Here is a 14,512-nt window from a genome sequence, read left to right as displayed (position 1 = left end):
CCAATCTAGGTGTGCATCTGCGCAGACGCAAATAACGTGTCAGTCAGAACTCAGGTCTTCCCGCGCAATTCGCAGGATTTCACGAACGAGCAGGTCCAGGTCAGAGCGCTGGGTCCGGTGGTTTGTTATGTTCACGCGGATCGCCACGCGCCCATTTATCTTCGTGGTTGACGGTGCTGCTACACCTTGCAGTTGCAGCTGGACGACAATCTCTGCGTTCAGTTCGTCCAATCCGGTATCGGAAAGGCCATCGCGCAGATATCGAAAGCAACAAATCTGCATTGAGACAGGAAGCAGCAATTCCAATTCAGGAGTTGTTCGAACCAGTTCGCCAAGATAAGCAGCTTGGTCGCAATTCTGAGTGATCAGCCTGCCCAGCTTGCCTTCACCATGCTCGGCAATTTGCGCCCAGACTTTGAGCGCCCGAAACCCGCGCGATAGTTCCGGCCCGAGTTCAACAGGCCAGGTACCACCCGCGGCCAGCCCGCGGTCTGCTGATTTCAGATAATCCGGACGGTCTGAGAAAGTTTTCAGGTGCGTCTGGCCCGAGCGGATCAGGATGCAACCCGCATCGTAATTCACGTGAAGCCATTTATGAAAATCGAAAGCAATTGAGTCCGCCCGATCCAGCCCGCTCAGACGCGGGCGCAACCGGTCGCTCAACATGCCGAGTGCACCGAATGCACCATCAACATGGAACCACAGGTCTTCCGCTTCCGATATTTCCGCCAGCGCCGCGAGGTCGTCGACGGTACCCGCATTCACCGAGCCGCACGTGCCTGCGACGAGAAAAGGCTCGAATCCTGCTGCGCGGTCTGCTGTGATCGCCTCCTGCAACACCGAGACATCGATTTGGTGTGCTGGCGTAACCGGGATCTTGCGCAATGCAGCGGTGCCTAGGCCGAGCAAGTCGAATGCCCGCGCAATGCAGGCATGGGCTTCACTAGACGTATAGCCAACAAGTCTGTGCGCTCCCATGCCTTCGGCGCGACTCAGGAAGTCGAGATGGGCATCGCGCGCAGCCTTCAGTGCAATGATGGTCGCCATTGATGTGCCTGAAACAATCAGGCCGCTCGCATCCTGCGGAAAAGAGAAGAGACGCTTGCACCAGTCTATCAGTTGGCGCTCAACCTCAATCGCACCATGGTTGCGACCGCCAGTATTCGCGTTGATCGCCGCTGTGGCAATATCTGCAACCAGATTGGACGGCGTGCCCGCCCCGTGCACCCAGCCGAAAAAGCGTGGATGCGTGTTTCCGACACCATATGGCAACAACCCCCGCAAAATAGCGTCTATACTTTCCGGCGGCAGGCCGGTTTCCGAAAGACTGAAAGCGTCTTTCATGTCTTCAGGAAGTGGCGTCCAGACCCTGCCTTCGCGCGTGCGCTCCATCTTGTCGACCGCAGTGTCGACCATTGCATGCAACCGCCTGCGAAAGGCGAGCCAGTCAGCTGGATCCAGATTGTCTTCAGAAAATGGTGGCTGTGTTTGATCGTAAGAGGTCATACCCTTCGATCTCGCCTTTTTGCTGCGGAGACAACGGGCGCAGACAGGGGCGAGCGCATGCGTCGCACCTTGTCGGGATCAAGAAGCCGGGGGCGCGCCTTCGTCCGGCCCAATCACGCCTTCGCGCTTGAGGGCTCTCAGGGCTGCACTTGCAAACCATGTCTCACCAGATTCTGCAGGAGATGGGCGGGCATGTTTCATCTCGAACCCGAAGGGCAGGCTCATCGTGGAGGGCGGTCCGTCTGGAACAAGCTCATGGTCAGCAAATAGCGAGCTCTGTTTGGGCTCCGGTGCCATGGCGGACAGGGCGAAGCCAAATGCAACAAGGGCGCCCGCCCAAACATTGGATTTGAACACGGCAAGCGCGGCTTGCTCACGGCTCGACTTCAGTCGCACCGACTGCCAGACGCCGTGCGCGAGGAAAAGCAACGCCGTCAGCGCGCCTATTCGGCCAGCTTCATTCAGAGCAGCTGCAAGGGCGATAAGTGCCGCTGCGCCGAGGTGGAAGCAGAAGCTGATCAGTACCGCCCGCTTGCCGAAGAGGCGCGCGGTGGACCGGACGCCAATCAGGGCGTCATCTTCACGGTCCTGCAGCGCGTAGATGGTATCGTAAGCGATCGTCCACAGTATCAGGCCGGCATACAGCACGATGACGGGAAAGCTGACATGAGACGCGACCGCTGCGCCGACCAGGACGCCCCAATTGAACGTCAGGCCCAACCAGGCTTGAGGCCACCAGGTCACACGCTTCATATAGGGGTATGCGCCAACCAACGGTATTGAGAGTAGCGCGACGAGTTTTGCGTCCAGTGGCAACAGGAGCCAGATGGTAAATCCGACCAATAGCTGGGCTCCGAGAAAATAATAGGCCTGCTTCAGTGTGACCGCGCCGGATGGGAGCGGCCGCAGTGCGGTGCGGCTCACGCTGGCGTCAAAGTTCCGATCGGTTATGTCGTTCCATGTGCAGCCTGCTCCGCGCATGGCTACCGCGCCGAGCAGGAACAGGATCGCCCAGACCAGATCGAAAACATAAACGCCCGTAATCAACCGCTGAAATGACAGACCGATCAGGCATGGCAGATAGAGCAACCAGATACCCACCGGCCGGTCCCACCGGGCCAGCATGGCATAGGGTTGCCAGCCAAGCGGCAGGCTAGACAGCCATCCGGGCAGGGCGCTATCGGCTGGAATCGTGCGTGTGTCGTCCATCGCAGCGGCTTATACCGAAATTCTGTGTTTCAAACAGCCACAGACAAGCACGAGGCGAATAGTGCTGGAAAATCCCTCTGGCCGGTAACGCAGTCTGGTTCAGGCGATGAACACAGTCTTGCGGTTCACGAACGCCTTGATGCCGTCAGCGGCCAACTCTCGCCCATAGCCGGACTGTTTGATCCCCCCGAACGGCATCCGAGGGTCAGATGAGACCATCGCGTTAACGAAAGTGGCCCCAGCCTCCAATTCGCTGACGGCCTGATCCATTTCGGCTTGGTCTTGCGTGAAAATGACTGATCCAAGACCAAAAATACTATGGTTTGCGCGGCGGATGGCCTCGTCCAGATCATTCACCTTCCAGAGATTGGCGACAGGTCCGAACATTTCCTCGTCGGCTGACGGGCTGCCCTCTGGAGCGTCGCTCACGATGCACGGATCAAACCAGTTTCCGGTATCGGGCAGGGTATTGCCCGCGTGGAAAACGGTGGCACCAGCCTTGACCGAATTTTCGACCTGTTCGGCCAGTTCATCGCGAATGGCCGCAGTCGCGAGAGGTCCAATATCACTGCCGTCCTTCGTTGGGTCGCCGACTTTGAGGCTTTTGAAGCGAGCCTCAAAGCCGCTTTTGAAAGCATCGTAAATGTCTGCGTGGACGAAAAAGCGCTTTGCGGCGATGCAGGACTGACCGTTGTTCTGAGTCCGGGCTTTGACTGCTGTGTCGAGCGCTTTTTCGAGGTCAGCGGAAGGCATGACGATAAATGCGTCGGATCCACCAAGTTCGAGAAGGGAGGGCTTGATGGCCTTGCCTGCGGTTGCTGCAACCGCTCCACCTGCAGGGCCGGAGCCTGTAAGCGAAATGCCTTTCACGCGATCATCCTTGATAACACCTTCAACGTGTTTTGACCCGATCAGGAGTGTCTGGAAAGTGCCTCGCGGAAAGCCTGCTTCCACGAAGACTTCTTCGATGTTGAGGGCAGACCGGAACACGTTGGATGCATGTTTCAGCAGGCCCGTATTGCCCGCCATCAGGATCGGGGCAGCGAAGCGGAACACCTGCCAGAAGGGAAAATTCCAAGGCATCACTGCGAGGATCACGCCGAGGGGAAGGTGGCGGACATAGGCCTTTTGGCCACTGCTCTCCATGGGTTCGTCGGCAAGGTAGTTCGCGGCCTGTTCGGCATAGTGCCGACACACCCAAGCGCACTTGTTCACTTCGGCTCTGGCCTGGCCGAGAGGTTTGCCCATTTCTGCGGTCATGTCAGCGGCGTAACGGTTAGCATTGGCGTCCAATACGTCCGCTGCCTTCAACATCAGCTCGGCGCGATATTCGAAGCTGGTCTTGCGCCAGTCAGAAAAGCATTCGTCCGCGTCTTTTATGGCGGCTGTTACTTGCGCTGGAGTGTGGGGTGTAAATTCCTCGATGACTGTGTCATTCGCCGGATTTACGGATTTGATAGTCTGGTCCGCCATGATCACCTCGTGCTGAGTTTCCTGCTGATAGAAGGTATGTCGTACATATGAGTTCAATACCGCGACTTTTTGTGTCGGCCCTTCTCGAGCCTTCTGTACCACTCCGGTTGGAAGAGGACGCGTCAAAATATCTGATACGGGTCATGCGTTTATCTCCGGGTGACCGGCTTCGTGCATTCAATGGCCTCAACGGGGAGTGGTTGTGCGAGCTCGGGGCACCTGAGGGCAAGACGGCGATTGTCATCCCGGTCGAGCAAACGCGCGAACAGGTGAGTGCGGAAACACCCCATCTCGCATTGTTGTTTGCGCCGGTGAAAAAGGCGGAAACTGACTTCATCGTCGAGAAAGCAACCGAACTTGGTGCCCGGTCCATTCAGCCTGTGATCACGCAGTTCACGCAAACACGAACTGTCCGGCTGGATCGCTTCAACAAGATTGCCCTCGAGGCTGCGGAACAAACTGAACGGCTTGATCTGCCGGAAATTTCTGACCTCGTGGTTCTGGAAGAAGCGCTTGCTCAACTGGACGACGACACGGCGCTGATCTTCTGTGATGAAGCTGGTGAGGACGAGTCCAAGCCTTGGGGCGGGGAGTCCGGACGGGCAGGCGCCGCTCTTTCGGTGCTGGACTCCCTGAAAGATCGCAGTGCAGCGATCCTTATCGGCCCTGAAGGTGGATTCAGCCCGGATGAACGCCAATTCCTGCGTGCGCGTGCGGATACTTATCCCATTAGCCTTGGCCCCAGAATTTTAAGGGCGGAAACGGCGGTCGTCTCGGCGCTCACCCTTTGGCAAGCGGTGTGTGGTGACTGGACCTAGAAGGGCCACCGCTTCATGGGCTTCGGTACGGCACTTTCCCATCGACGTTGCCACTCAAGCGTTATCCCGATGCGATGTTCCAGCTTGCCGTCCCAGTGAGCGTTCAGCCCAACGGCCTTCAGCGTATCAAAGATTTCCTGGCCAATCTGGAGGAATACTGCGTCCGCCGTATTATTTGAGGCTCCGTAGCTGAGATAGAGATTGCCGGATTCGACCGCGCTTTCCGTGTCCTGCTGATGAAAGAAGACATAGCCGCGTGCCCGACGGCCATAGGCTTCGAACTCTTCAATTTCGAGATTGATCTCCGCAGCTCCGCATGTGCCGCAGCACGTGAAATTCTGTCGGGCGACAATATCCTTGTCATCCAGCATGTCGAAGGCGAGCTCCAGACGGTCGAAGTCTGTCAGCACGGGCCACTTGGCCTGCTCTGACTGTACGGCCTCGATTTCCTGAATCAGTGCAGACCGTATCTCGGATTGCCGGTCACGCTCCGAAATAGGCGACTCGAACTCCTCGGTCAGATCCAGAAGGATTTCCTCGATTTCCTCGACGGGTTCATAGCCACCGCGCACATGGATGCGTGCCCAGACTCTGAGGTCATCGCGTTCTTCTGTGGTAAATCGCGTCATCAGTCTCACCTGCGGGAATAAACGAACTTGTGAGAATAACCCGGTTGGCGCTCGAGCGAAACATCCCTATGTGCACTCACAGCAAGAGTTTGAGGGGAGGCCTCCATTGTGACCACGCCGACGTCGGATATCGACGAAAACTCCCAGCGTATCTCGGGGAAATCCGAGCTGGTTGAGTATTTCGAGGCTGGCAACAAGCCGAAAGCAGATTGGCGAATTGGGACCGAACACGAGAAGTTCGGCTTTCTCCGCGAGGGTTTGCGCCCGCTGCCCTACGAAGGTGAGGCCTCCGTATTGGCAATTCTGGAAGGCCTGCGCGACCGGTTTGATTGGCAGCCTATCGTCGAAGGTGGCAAGCTGATTGGCCTGAAGAAGGATGGCGCGAGCGTATCGTTGGAACCGGGCGGTCAGTTTGAGCTGTCGGGTGCGCCACTCGAAACCATGCACCAGACTTGTAACGAAGTAGGTTCGCATTTGCGCGAAGTCCGAGACATCGCCGATCCGCTAGGCGTTGCCTTCATGGGCCTCGGTGCGAGCCCGGTCTGGAGTCTCGCCGAAACGCCGGTGATGCCCAAAGGCCGCTACCGCATCATGATGGACTATATGGACAAGGTCGGCCGTCTGGGACGGCAGATGATGTTTCGCACATGTACGGTTCAGGCCAATCTCGACTTTGCCTCCGAAGCGGACATGGTGAAGAAGTTCCGCGTCTCGCTGGCGCTACAGCCGCTCGGCACGGCGCTGTTTGCGAACTCGCCCTTCATGGAAGGTCGCCCGAACGGCTTCCTGTCCTACCGGTCGCAAATCTGGACAGATACCGATCCGGACCGCACGGGCATGCTGCCGTTTGTTTTCAAGGATGGGTTCGGATTCGAACGTTATGTGGATTACGCGTTGGACGTGCCGATGTATTTCGTCCGGCGCGGCGGCAAATACCTAGACGCAAGCGGACTCTCTTTCCGTGACTTCATGGATGGCAAACTGCCCATTCTGCCTGGCGAGAAGCCGGCGATGGACGATTTCGCGGACCATCTCTCGACGATCTTCCCTGAAGTCCGTCTCAAGCAGTTTCTGGAGATGCGCGGTTCTGATGGCGGTCCATGGAGTCATCTATGTGCATTTTCCGCCTTCTGGACCGGATTGCTCTATTGCTCAGATAGTCTGGATGCCTGCTGGGACCTGGTGAAGTCCTGGTCAGATGCCGAACGCGAATCGATGCGGCAGGGGGTACGTACCCTGGGCCTGCGTACGCCTGTGCCAGGCGGCCGTACCATGCAGGACCTTGCGCTTAGCGTGCTGGACATTTCCCGGGCCGGCCTGAAACGCCGCGCAAATCTCTCTGTGTCTGGTGATGACGAAACGGGCTATCTCAGCGAACTTGATGAGATCGCGCGGACAGGACTCACGCCCGCTGAACGCCTTCTCGAAAAATATCATGGCGAGTGGCAGGGCGATCTGAGCCGCATTTTCGTCGATCAGGCCTATTAAGGGAATAAATTCCCTCATCGGGGCTTCTCAATTGGCACAAGCTGCCTTGAGAGCTTGGCGTTTGCGTGGTCAAACTACCGGTTCGTAAGAATTTCCGGGGAGTTGAACGCGTGACAAACATCACTGCGAATGGTGCAGCGGGCAAACCCCGCGATACCTCATTTTTCGGCCATCCTAAGGGGCTGGCCATTTTGTTCTTTACCGAGATGTGGGAGCGTTTTTCCTACTACGGGATGCGCGGCCTGCTGGTCCTTTACCTGACCCAGCATTTCCTCTTCTCGGATGAGAAGTCATCAATCATGTATGGGGCCTACACGGCGCTGGTCTATGTGATGACCATTATCGGCGGTACGCTGGCTGACCGCTATCTGGGCCAGCGCAAGGCTGTCACGTTCGGCGCGATCCTGCTCTGCCTCGGCCATTTCGGCATGGCGTTCGAGGGCAGTGGCTCAAAGGAATACGTGGTCACGGGCGGATCCGAGATCGAGATCCAGCATGAAGGCCGAGGTGATCAGCGTCAGTTGTTCGTGGACGTGGACGGCGAAACGCGCCGGATCGTCTTCGAGCAGGGCAGTGGGGATCTCCAGATCCTGGAAAGCGCGGACGATGCCAGAGAGCCGACTGCTGCCGTTTATCAGCAAATCGCAAAAGACGCCTACACGACCCGGATCGAGCAGCAGGTACTCTATACAAACATCCTGTTTCTTTCGCTGGCCTTCATTATTGCCGGTGTTGGCTATTTGAAGGCCAACATCTCCACGATCGTCGGCGCGATCTATGAGTTTGACGATCCGCGGCGGGATTCCGGATTCAGCCTGTTCTATATGGGCATCAATCTCGGTTCGCTGCTGTCCTCTCTGAGCTGCGGCATCATCGGCATCCTCTGGGGCTGGAAATACGGCTTCGGGCTTGCCGGTATCGGTATGCTGGCAGGTCTGCTCGTCTTTCTCTGGGGCCAGAAATACCTGGATGGGAAAGCCGAGCCGCCTAATCCCGAGACCCTCAAAAAGTCTTTCCTGGGGCCTATCACGGTCGAGATGGCCTGCTATCTCGCAGGTATTGTGGTGATCGGCGTAGCCATGCTGCTGGTGATGAATGCGGAGGTGATTCCGGACTGGTTCGTTGGCTCGCTAGGCATTGCGATTTTTATCGGACTGCTGCTCTATTCATTCATCCAACTGCAAGGTACTGAGCGGAACCGCATGTTCGCGGCAATCTATTTCGTATTGGCGCAGATCCCGTTCTGGGCGCTGTTCGAACAGGCCGGCTCGTCGCTGACCCTGTTCACCGACCGCTTGGTCGACAAGGAAATGTTTGGGATCAACGTGCCGACGCCGGTGTTCCAGTTCCTTAACGCAGGCTATATTGTCATCTTCGCTCCGATCTTTGCCTGGATGTGGATTGCCCTGTCCAAGCGGAAAATGGAGCCGTCGACGCCCGTGAAGTTTGCGATTGGCGTATTCCTCGCGGGCCTTGGTTTCCTTTCCTTGGTTGGGGGTATCGGCATGTCCGGCGCCGGGATGACCGCCGTAGGTTTCATCTTCCTGATCTATTGGGTCCACACAATGGGCGAACTGATGGTGTCGCCGGTTGGCCTGTCGGCAGTGACAAAGCTGGCGCCGGCGCGCGTTGTCGGGATGACCATGGGTGCCTGGTTCCTGTATTCAGGACTGTCCAACTATCTGGCCGGTGTCATCGCGCGGACGACGGGCGCGGAGACCATCGGCGGCCAGATCACCGACGTCGCGGCGGCCAAGGCAACCTATATAAGCGTCTATTCCAACGTCGGATATGTCGCGATGGGGATCGGCGTATTCATGCTGATCATCTCACCAGTCATCAAATACTGGATGAAGGGAAGCGAGCTACCGGCAGAATCTTCCATGGTCTCTGACGAAATGTTCTAGCAAATCATCAGCTTCCACTGGAGCTGCCCTTTTTCTATTGCACCGAATGTTTCCTAGCGGTCGGGCGGTAGAAACTGGTCCGTTGGCAAACCCCGCTTGATCCAGCCATCGCCAATGCCCTCCAGGCCGGCCATACCCTCGGTGATTTCGTAAATCTCCGCAAAGCCAGCAGCCTCGAGCTGAGATGCAGCAAGGGTGGAGCGGTTGCCCGCTCTGCATATGACCGCAATGGGGTATTCAAGATCGCCCAAAACCGCGCCGCGTGCCTGAGCTAGGAAGTCCACATCCTTGACGTTCGCTCCCACGCTGTCGCGCGGCATGCCCGTCATCGCCCATTCTGACGGTGTACGTACATCCAGCAGGATCAACTCGCCGCGTTGCACCAATTTGTGCGCGGACTCCGCGGAAAGATTCTGAACGTCCGCGAAAGCGGGCAATGACAATGCTGCATATATGGATGCAACAGCCAAAACGGACATAGATCGACGTGTCATGTGGAACTCAACTGTAACTTAACTGCATTGAGTCGGAGCTCAAATATGGCGGCAAAGTGTCAAAGTGAGCGTTGGGCCGCAAGTCTGGCCAACCAAGATGACAGCAAATTTAGCCTGCGCCGCCTACAGTAAGGGCACCAACCTTGAGGGTTGGCTGGCCAACACCCACAGGTACCGACTGTCCGGCCTTGCCGCATACGCCGACGCCATCATCCATGGCGAAGTCGTTGCCGATCATCGTGACGTCTTGCAACACCGTTGGTCCATGTCCGATCAGCGTGGCGTTCTTGACAGGCGCAACGATTTTTCCGTTCTCGACGAGATAGGCCTCGGTGCACTGGAACACGAAATTGCCGGAGGTGATGTCGACCTGGCCGCCGCCGAAGTCGACCGCCCAAAGACCGCGCTTGATCGAGCCCACAATTTCGTCCGGATCCTTGTCGCCGCCGAGCATCACCGTATTCGTCATGCGTGGCATGGTGGCTGATTCATAGCTTTCGCGGCGGCCATTGCCGGTCGGGGCCTGACCCATGAGGCGCGCATTCATCCGATCTTGCATGTAGCCTTTCAAAATGCCGTCTTCGATCAGAACGGTCCTCTGCGTTGGCGTACCCTCATCATCAAACGAGAGTGAGCCTCGGCGGCGTTCGATGCTGCCATCATCAACAATGGTGACACCCTTGGCAGCGACCTGCTCACCAATGCGACCAGAGTATACGCTTGTGCCTTTGCGGTTGAAGTCACCCTCAAGGCCATGACCTACCGCTTCGTGCAACAGAACGGCCGGCCAGCCTGGCCCAAGCACGACCTCCATCTGTCCGGCAGGGGTAGGGATGGATTGGAGATTTACTGATGCCTTCTTCACGGCGCGCTGGACCATTGCCTTCCAGCGATCCGGTTGGATCCAATCTTCATAAGCAGCACGGCCACCGGCACCGGCCCCAGCGGATTCGCGGCGCCCGTTTTCTTCCAGCGTCACCGACACATTCAAACGAACGAGCGGCCGAACTTCCGAGAAGACCGCGCCGTCCGGGCGAACAATGTCGATTTCCTTGTGACTGCCGGCGAGCGAGACCGAGACCTGAACCACGCGCGGGTCGTATGCGCGTGCCCAAGCGTCGATTTCAGCCAATAGGCCAGTCTTCAGGGAGAAGTCTGGCGCAGAGGTTGGGTCAATCGGGTCGTAGAGCCGACGATTTGTCGGGGTCGGTCCGGTCGCGAGATGGCCTGAATAACCGCGCTTGGCCTGCGACGCTGTTTCGCCCGCGCGGCGAATCGCGTCCAGCGACAACTCAGAGGCATAGCCGGAGCCGGTCGTCTCACCGGCGACGACCCGAAGACCGAAGCCCTGATCGGTATCAAATGCGGCAGACTTCAGCCGCCCGTCATCAAATACGAAGCTTTCTGATCGGGAACGCTCAACAAAAAGATCGCCATCGTCGGCGCCTTTTGCGGCGTCGGACAAGATTTCAGAAGCCTTGGTCAGGTCGAAGGGCAGGGATGTCTGTGTCATCTTGAATAGATGCGTGACACCCCGGCGCGTCGCAAGGGCAAAGGCGCAGAAACCCGCTCCTGATCAGTTCGTGCTGATCTCGAAGCGTGACAGCTGCCATTCGGCCAACTCCCAATCAGGCTTCAATTCCAGCGCTCGGCGAAAGTCGTAATAGGCGCCTTCCACATCATCCAGTTTTTCCTTTGCCAGTGCGCGATTGTAGTAGGCGGCGTGTAAATCGTTAGAGCCATATGCGATGGCCTGGTCCAGGGATTGGAGCGCTTTGTCATACGCTTCGATGAATATGTAGGCTGCGCCCTCATTGAGATAGGTTTCGCCAGTGTCAGGGCTGATGCGCTTGGACTTGTCATAGTCAGAAAGCGCTTTCTCGTAGAGCCCGGCGCGCATGTAGAGCACGCCGCGATTCGTGTACGTGGCGGCACGATTGCTCAACTTCATCGCTTCATGCTGGATCGCCCTGGTGCAGATTGCAGCGCCTTCTCGCGGGGAAACGGATCCAAATTTCGCTGCTTCATAACAGTCCTCGGCAATTCCTCCCCCGAGTACCAATACCTGCGCATTTGCGGGCCCAACGCCCATTCCGAGCAGAAGGAAGGCGGTAAGAATTGAGTTTTTCATTGCTTTTGACCTTTCATTTCATGTTCCGGCCGTGGGGAGAACATACCACAGATCGAAGGTATCGCCGACAACCTGCGACAATATTGAGCGCGTAAAGTGGTAGGTTGCGGCTATCACGTATTGTAGATAGAGGGACACAGATTCCAATGAGACGAGGATAACTTCGTGCGACACCTTATTGCCGCCTTGTGCGCTGCCGTCATGGCCGGTCCGGCGCTGGCATTCGTTCCTCAAGACGGTGCGCTGGGTTTCCAGCCTGCCGCAACGCGCATCGCAGAGCGCATTCACACCTTCCACCACTTCGTTCTGATCATCATCGTCTTGATCACTCTGCTGGTGCTTGGCCTGCTGATGTGGATCATCTTGCGTCACAATCGCAAGGCCAATCCGGTGCCGAAGAAGTTCAGCCACAATACGCTGATTGAAATCATCTGGACGGTTGTTCCGGCGCTGATCCTCGTTGCAATTGCGAGCCAGTCCTTCCCGAACCTGTATTATCAGGACGTGGTTCCAAACCTTCAGCAGATTACTGACAAGTCGGATGCGATGATTGCTGACGGAAAGACGGCTCAGCATGAGCGCTTCGCCAAGGACTATTTCCCGGAAGCGGCTGAAAAAGGCTTCGTGAACGTCAAGGCGCAGGGCAACCAATGGAACTGGACCTATACCTATCCGGACCTGATTGATGATTCGGGTTATCCGCTGGAATTCGTTTCCAACCCGGTTCATGTCGGTATTTCGACAGATGGCGACAACTACGCCGGGGCAACAGGCCGTACCGATTTCGCATCCAAGCCCAAAAATCTCGCCGTCGATTACCCCATGGTTATCCCGGAAGATCGTTTCGTGCGTTATTACACGGCCGCAGCTGACGTGATTCATTCTTGGACCGTTCCAGCCTTCGGTGTGAAGACGGACGCCGTTCCGGGTCGCCTGAACGAGGGCTGGTTCCTCGTCGAGGAGCCGGGCATCTACTATGGCCAGTGCTCCGAGCTTTGCGGGGTGAACCATGCCTTCATGCCCATTGAGGTGCGCGTGGTCAGCCAGGCGCAATTCGACAGCTGGGCCGAGTTTATGCTCGCGGGTGACTATGAAGCCGCCTACGCAACCGTCGACGTTTTTGCATCCACTGAGCAGGCGACCCAGTTCGCCGCCAAACAGTAATTAGGGAAGAGTGACACGCCATGCCTATGGATGAAGTGGCCATCGACCATCACGACTCACACGATCACAAGCCCGGCTTCTTTACGCGCTGGCTGTTTTCGACCAATCACAAGGATATCGGGACGCTATACCTGATCTTCGCGCTGATCGCGGGGGTCGTGGGATACACGCTGTCTGGCCTGATTCGTTGGGAACTTGCTGAGCCGGGTATCGGAGTGATGACACAATTCGTTGCTGGTGAAGGCGACGTGGCCATTCAAAATGCCAAGCATTTTTATAACACTGTGATCACCTATCACGGTCTGATCATGATCTTCTTCATGGTGATGCCGGCGCTCATTGGTGGCTTTGGAAACTGGTTCGTTCCGTTGATGATCGGCGCGCCAGACATGGCCTTCCCGCGCATGAACAACATCTCGTTCTGGCTTACAGTTGCAGCTTTTGTGCTGGCCTGTATCTCGATGACGGTTCCGGGTGGACCCGGCGACGGGTTCGGAGGTGGCTGGGTGCTTTATCCGCCACTGTCGTCCACCACGGGCCATCCCGGTCCGGCAATGGATGTGCTCATCCTGTCGCTGCATACGGCGGGTATCGCGTCGATCCTCGGCGCCATCAATTTCATCGTGACCATTCTGAACATGCGCGCGCCTGGCATGACCATGCACAAGATGCCGCTGTTCGCTTGGGGCGTGCTCATCACGGCCGTCCTGCTGCTGCTGTCGCTGCCGGTGCTTGCTGCCGCGCTGACCATGCTGTTGACCGACCGTAACTTCGGATCGCAATTCTTCGCACCTGCGGGTGGTGGTGACCCGATCATGTTCCAGCATCTGTTCTGGTTCTTTGGTCACCCTGAAGTCTACATCATGATCCTGCCGGCCTTCGGCATCGTCAGCCACATCGTGTCGACCTTCTCCAAGAAACCGATCTTTGGCTATCTTGGTATGGCCTACGCCATGGTCTCCATCGGGGTGATCGGCTTCGTTGTGTGGGCACACCACATGTACACAGTCGGTATGGATGTGGATCTGAAAGCCTACTTCGTTGCGGCCACGATGGTGATCGCCGTTCCGACGGGTATCAAGATCTTCTCTTGGATCGCGACCATGTGGGGCGGGTCCATCGACTTCACGGTCCCGATGCTCTGGGCGATTGGCTTCATCTTCCTCTTCACTGTGGGCGGTGTTACCGGTGTGGTCTTGGCTAACGCCGGTATCGACCACGCCCTGCACGACACCTATTACGTCGTCGCGCACTTCCACTACGTGCTGTCGCTTGGCGCCGTGTTCGGCCTCTTCGCAGGTTGGTATTATTGGTTCGAGAAGATGTTCGGCATCAAGTATAATGGCATGATCGGCGGCCTGCACTTCTGGCTGATGTTCATCGGATCGAACGTATTGTTCTTCCCGCAGCATTTCCTGGGCCTGCAGGGCATGCCACGCCGCTACATTGACTATGCTGACGGCTTTGCCACCTGGCACATGTGGTCGTCGATCGGGTACGCGATCACGCTTGTGGCGACACTGATCTTCTTCGTCGGCCTCGTCGAAGCCATGATCCGCCGTCGCAAGGGTGAAGCCAATCCATGGGGCGAGGGTGCCACGACGCTGGAATGGACGCTGCCTTCGCCGCCGCCATTCCACCAGTTCAACGAGCTGCCGCACGTGTCCAATAAAGGCGGCCACTAACAGCCAAA

The 14,512-nt window shown here is 57.2% G+C and carries 12 protein-coding genes; 5 read left to right on the top strand and 7 right to left on the bottom strand.

Annotation, left to right across the window (positions count from 1 at the left end; all coding sequences use genetic code 11):
• Positions 1 to 39: 39 nt before the first annotated feature.
• The 3 genes from L53_RS11940 to L53_RS11930 form a co-directional block, all read right to left on the bottom strand.
• Positions 40 to 1,506 carry a pyridoxal-dependent decarboxylase gene (locus L53_RS11940; protein ID WP_051607890.1) on the bottom strand — a complete coding sequence of 489 codons (1,467 nt, stop codon included), beginning with the start codon at positions 1,504 to 1,506 and terminating at the stop codon, positions 40 to 42.
• A gap of 78 nt (positions 1,507 to 1,584) precedes the next feature.
• Entirely contained in the window at positions 1,585 to 2,715 is a 1,131-nt protein-coding gene (ubiA, locus tag L53_RS11935) for a 4-hydroxybenzoate octaprenyltransferase (RefSeq protein ID WP_051607889.1), read from the bottom strand.
• A gap of 99 nt (positions 2,716 to 2,814) precedes the next feature.
• The gene (locus tag L53_RS11930; RefSeq protein WP_034815624.1) at positions 2,815 to 4,188 is read right to left on the bottom strand and encodes an NAD-dependent succinate-semialdehyde dehydrogenase; all 1,374 of its coding nucleotides are present in this window, start codon (positions 4,186 to 4,188) and stop codon (positions 2,815 to 2,817) included.
• 47 nt (positions 4,189 to 4,235) lie between these two features.
• Here L53_RS11930 and L53_RS11925 point away from each other — a divergent pair, with 47 nt between their 5' ends.
• The gene (locus L53_RS11925) at positions 4,236 to 5,006 is read left to right on the top strand and encodes a 16S rRNA (uracil(1498)-N(3))-methyltransferase (protein ID WP_034815622.1); all 771 of its coding nucleotides are present in this window, start codon (positions 4,236 to 4,238) and stop codon (positions 5,004 to 5,006) included.
• Here the strand turns inward: L53_RS11925 and L53_RS11920 are convergent.
• Entirely contained in the window at positions 5,003 to 5,635 is a 633-nt protein-coding gene (locus L53_RS11920) for a hypothetical protein (protein ID WP_051607888.1), read from the bottom strand. The two genes, L53_RS11925 and L53_RS11920, sit on opposite strands and share 4 nt — an antisense overlap.
• Positions 5,636 to 5,743: 108 nt before the next feature.
• Here L53_RS11920 and L53_RS11915 point away from each other — a divergent pair, with 108 nt between their 5' ends.
• Both L53_RS11915 and L53_RS11910 read left to right on the top strand, forming a co-directional pair.
• Positions 5,744 to 7,123: a glutamate--cysteine ligase gene (locus L53_RS11915; RefSeq protein WP_084333411.1), complete on the top strand. Its 1,380-nt coding sequence runs from the start codon at positions 5,744 to 5,746 to the stop codon at positions 7,121 to 7,123.
• A gap of 206 nt (positions 7,124 to 7,329) precedes the next feature.
• Positions 7,330 to 9,030, top strand: a complete 1,701-nt coding sequence (locus L53_RS11910) for a peptide MFS transporter (protein ID WP_084333419.1) — start codon at positions 7,330 to 7,332, stop codon at positions 9,028 to 9,030.
• Between the two features lie 53 nt (positions 9,031 to 9,083).
• Here L53_RS11910 and L53_RS11905 read toward each other — a convergent pair whose 3' ends face one another.
• From L53_RS11905 to L53_RS11895, 3 genes are all read right to left on the bottom strand, one after another.
• Positions 9,084 to 9,524, bottom strand: a complete 441-nt coding sequence (locus L53_RS11905; RefSeq protein WP_084333409.1) for a rhodanese-like domain-containing protein — start codon at positions 9,522 to 9,524, stop codon at positions 9,084 to 9,086.
• Between the two features lie 109 nt (positions 9,525 to 9,633).
• A complete protein-coding gene (gene tldD, locus L53_RS11900) occupies positions 9,634 to 11,037 on the bottom strand; it encodes a metalloprotease TldD (protein ID WP_034815620.1) in 1,404 nt (467 codons plus the stop codon).
• A 63-nt stretch (positions 11,038 to 11,100) separates the two neighbouring features.
• Positions 11,101 to 11,655, bottom strand: a complete 555-nt coding sequence (locus L53_RS11895) for a tetratricopeptide repeat protein (protein WP_034815617.1) — start codon at positions 11,653 to 11,655, stop codon at positions 11,101 to 11,103.
• A gap of 165 nt (positions 11,656 to 11,820) precedes the next feature.
• Here L53_RS11895 and coxB point away from each other — a divergent pair, with 165 nt between their 5' ends.
• Both coxB and ctaD read left to right on the top strand, forming a co-directional pair.
• On the top strand, positions 11,821 to 12,819 hold the full coding sequence (coxB, locus tag L53_RS11890) for a cytochrome c oxidase subunit II (RefSeq protein WP_034815614.1): 999 nt from the start codon (positions 11,821 to 11,823) through the stop codon (positions 12,817 to 12,819).
• Between the two features lie 20 nt (positions 12,820 to 12,839).
• The gene (gene ctaD / locus L53_RS11885; protein WP_233347782.1) at positions 12,840 to 14,504 is read left to right on the top strand and encodes a cytochrome c oxidase subunit I; all 1,665 of its coding nucleotides are present in this window, start codon (positions 12,840 to 12,842) and stop codon (positions 14,502 to 14,504) included.
• Positions 14,505 to 14,512: the final 8 nt, after the last annotated feature.

This window comes from Hyphomonas sp. L-53-1-40 (assembly GCF_000682775.1).
In the GTDB taxonomy this organism is placed as follows: domain Bacteria; phylum Pseudomonadota; class Alphaproteobacteria; order Caulobacterales; family Hyphomonadaceae; genus Hyphomonas.
The sequence above is the reverse complement of the archived record's forward strand: the minus strand, read 5'-3'. Positions and strand labels throughout refer to the sequence as shown.

Excerpts from the sequence above, each read along its gene's own strand:
- L53_RS11940 (WP_051607890.1), bottom strand. The coding sequence starts at position 1,506 with ATGACCTCTTACGATCAAACACAGCCACCATTTTCTGAAGACAATCTG.
- ubiA (WP_051607889.1), bottom strand. The coding sequence starts at position 2,715 with ATGGACGACACACGCACGATTCCAGCCGATAGCGCCCTGCCCGGATGG.
- L53_RS11930 (WP_034815624.1), bottom strand. The coding sequence starts at position 4,188 with ATGGCGGACCAGACTATCAAATCCGTAAATCCGGCGAATGACACAGTC.
- L53_RS11925 (WP_034815622.1), top strand. The coding sequence starts at position 4,236 with ATGAGTTCAATACCGCGACTTTTTGTGTCGGCCCTTCTCGAGCCTTCT.
- L53_RS11920 (WP_051607888.1), bottom strand. The coding sequence starts at position 5,635 with ATGACGCGATTTACCACAGAAGAACGCGATGACCTCAGAGTCTGGGCA.
- L53_RS11910 (WP_084333419.1), top strand. The coding sequence starts at position 7,330 with ATGTGGGAGCGTTTTTCCTACTACGGGATGCGCGGCCTGCTGGTCCTT.
- L53_RS11905 (WP_084333409.1), bottom strand. The coding sequence starts at position 9,524 with ATGACACGTCGATCTATGTCCGTTTTGGCTGTTGCATCCATATATGCA.
- tldD (WP_034815620.1), bottom strand. The coding sequence starts at position 11,037 with ATGACACAGACATCCCTGCCCTTCGACCTGACCAAGGCTTCTGAAATC.
- L53_RS11895 (WP_034815617.1), bottom strand. The coding sequence starts at position 11,655 with ATGAAAAACTCAATTCTTACCGCCTTCCTTCTGCTCGGAATGGGCGTT.
- ctaD (WP_233347782.1), top strand. The coding sequence starts at position 12,840 with ATGCCTATGGATGAAGTGGCCATCGACCATCACGACTCACACGATCAC.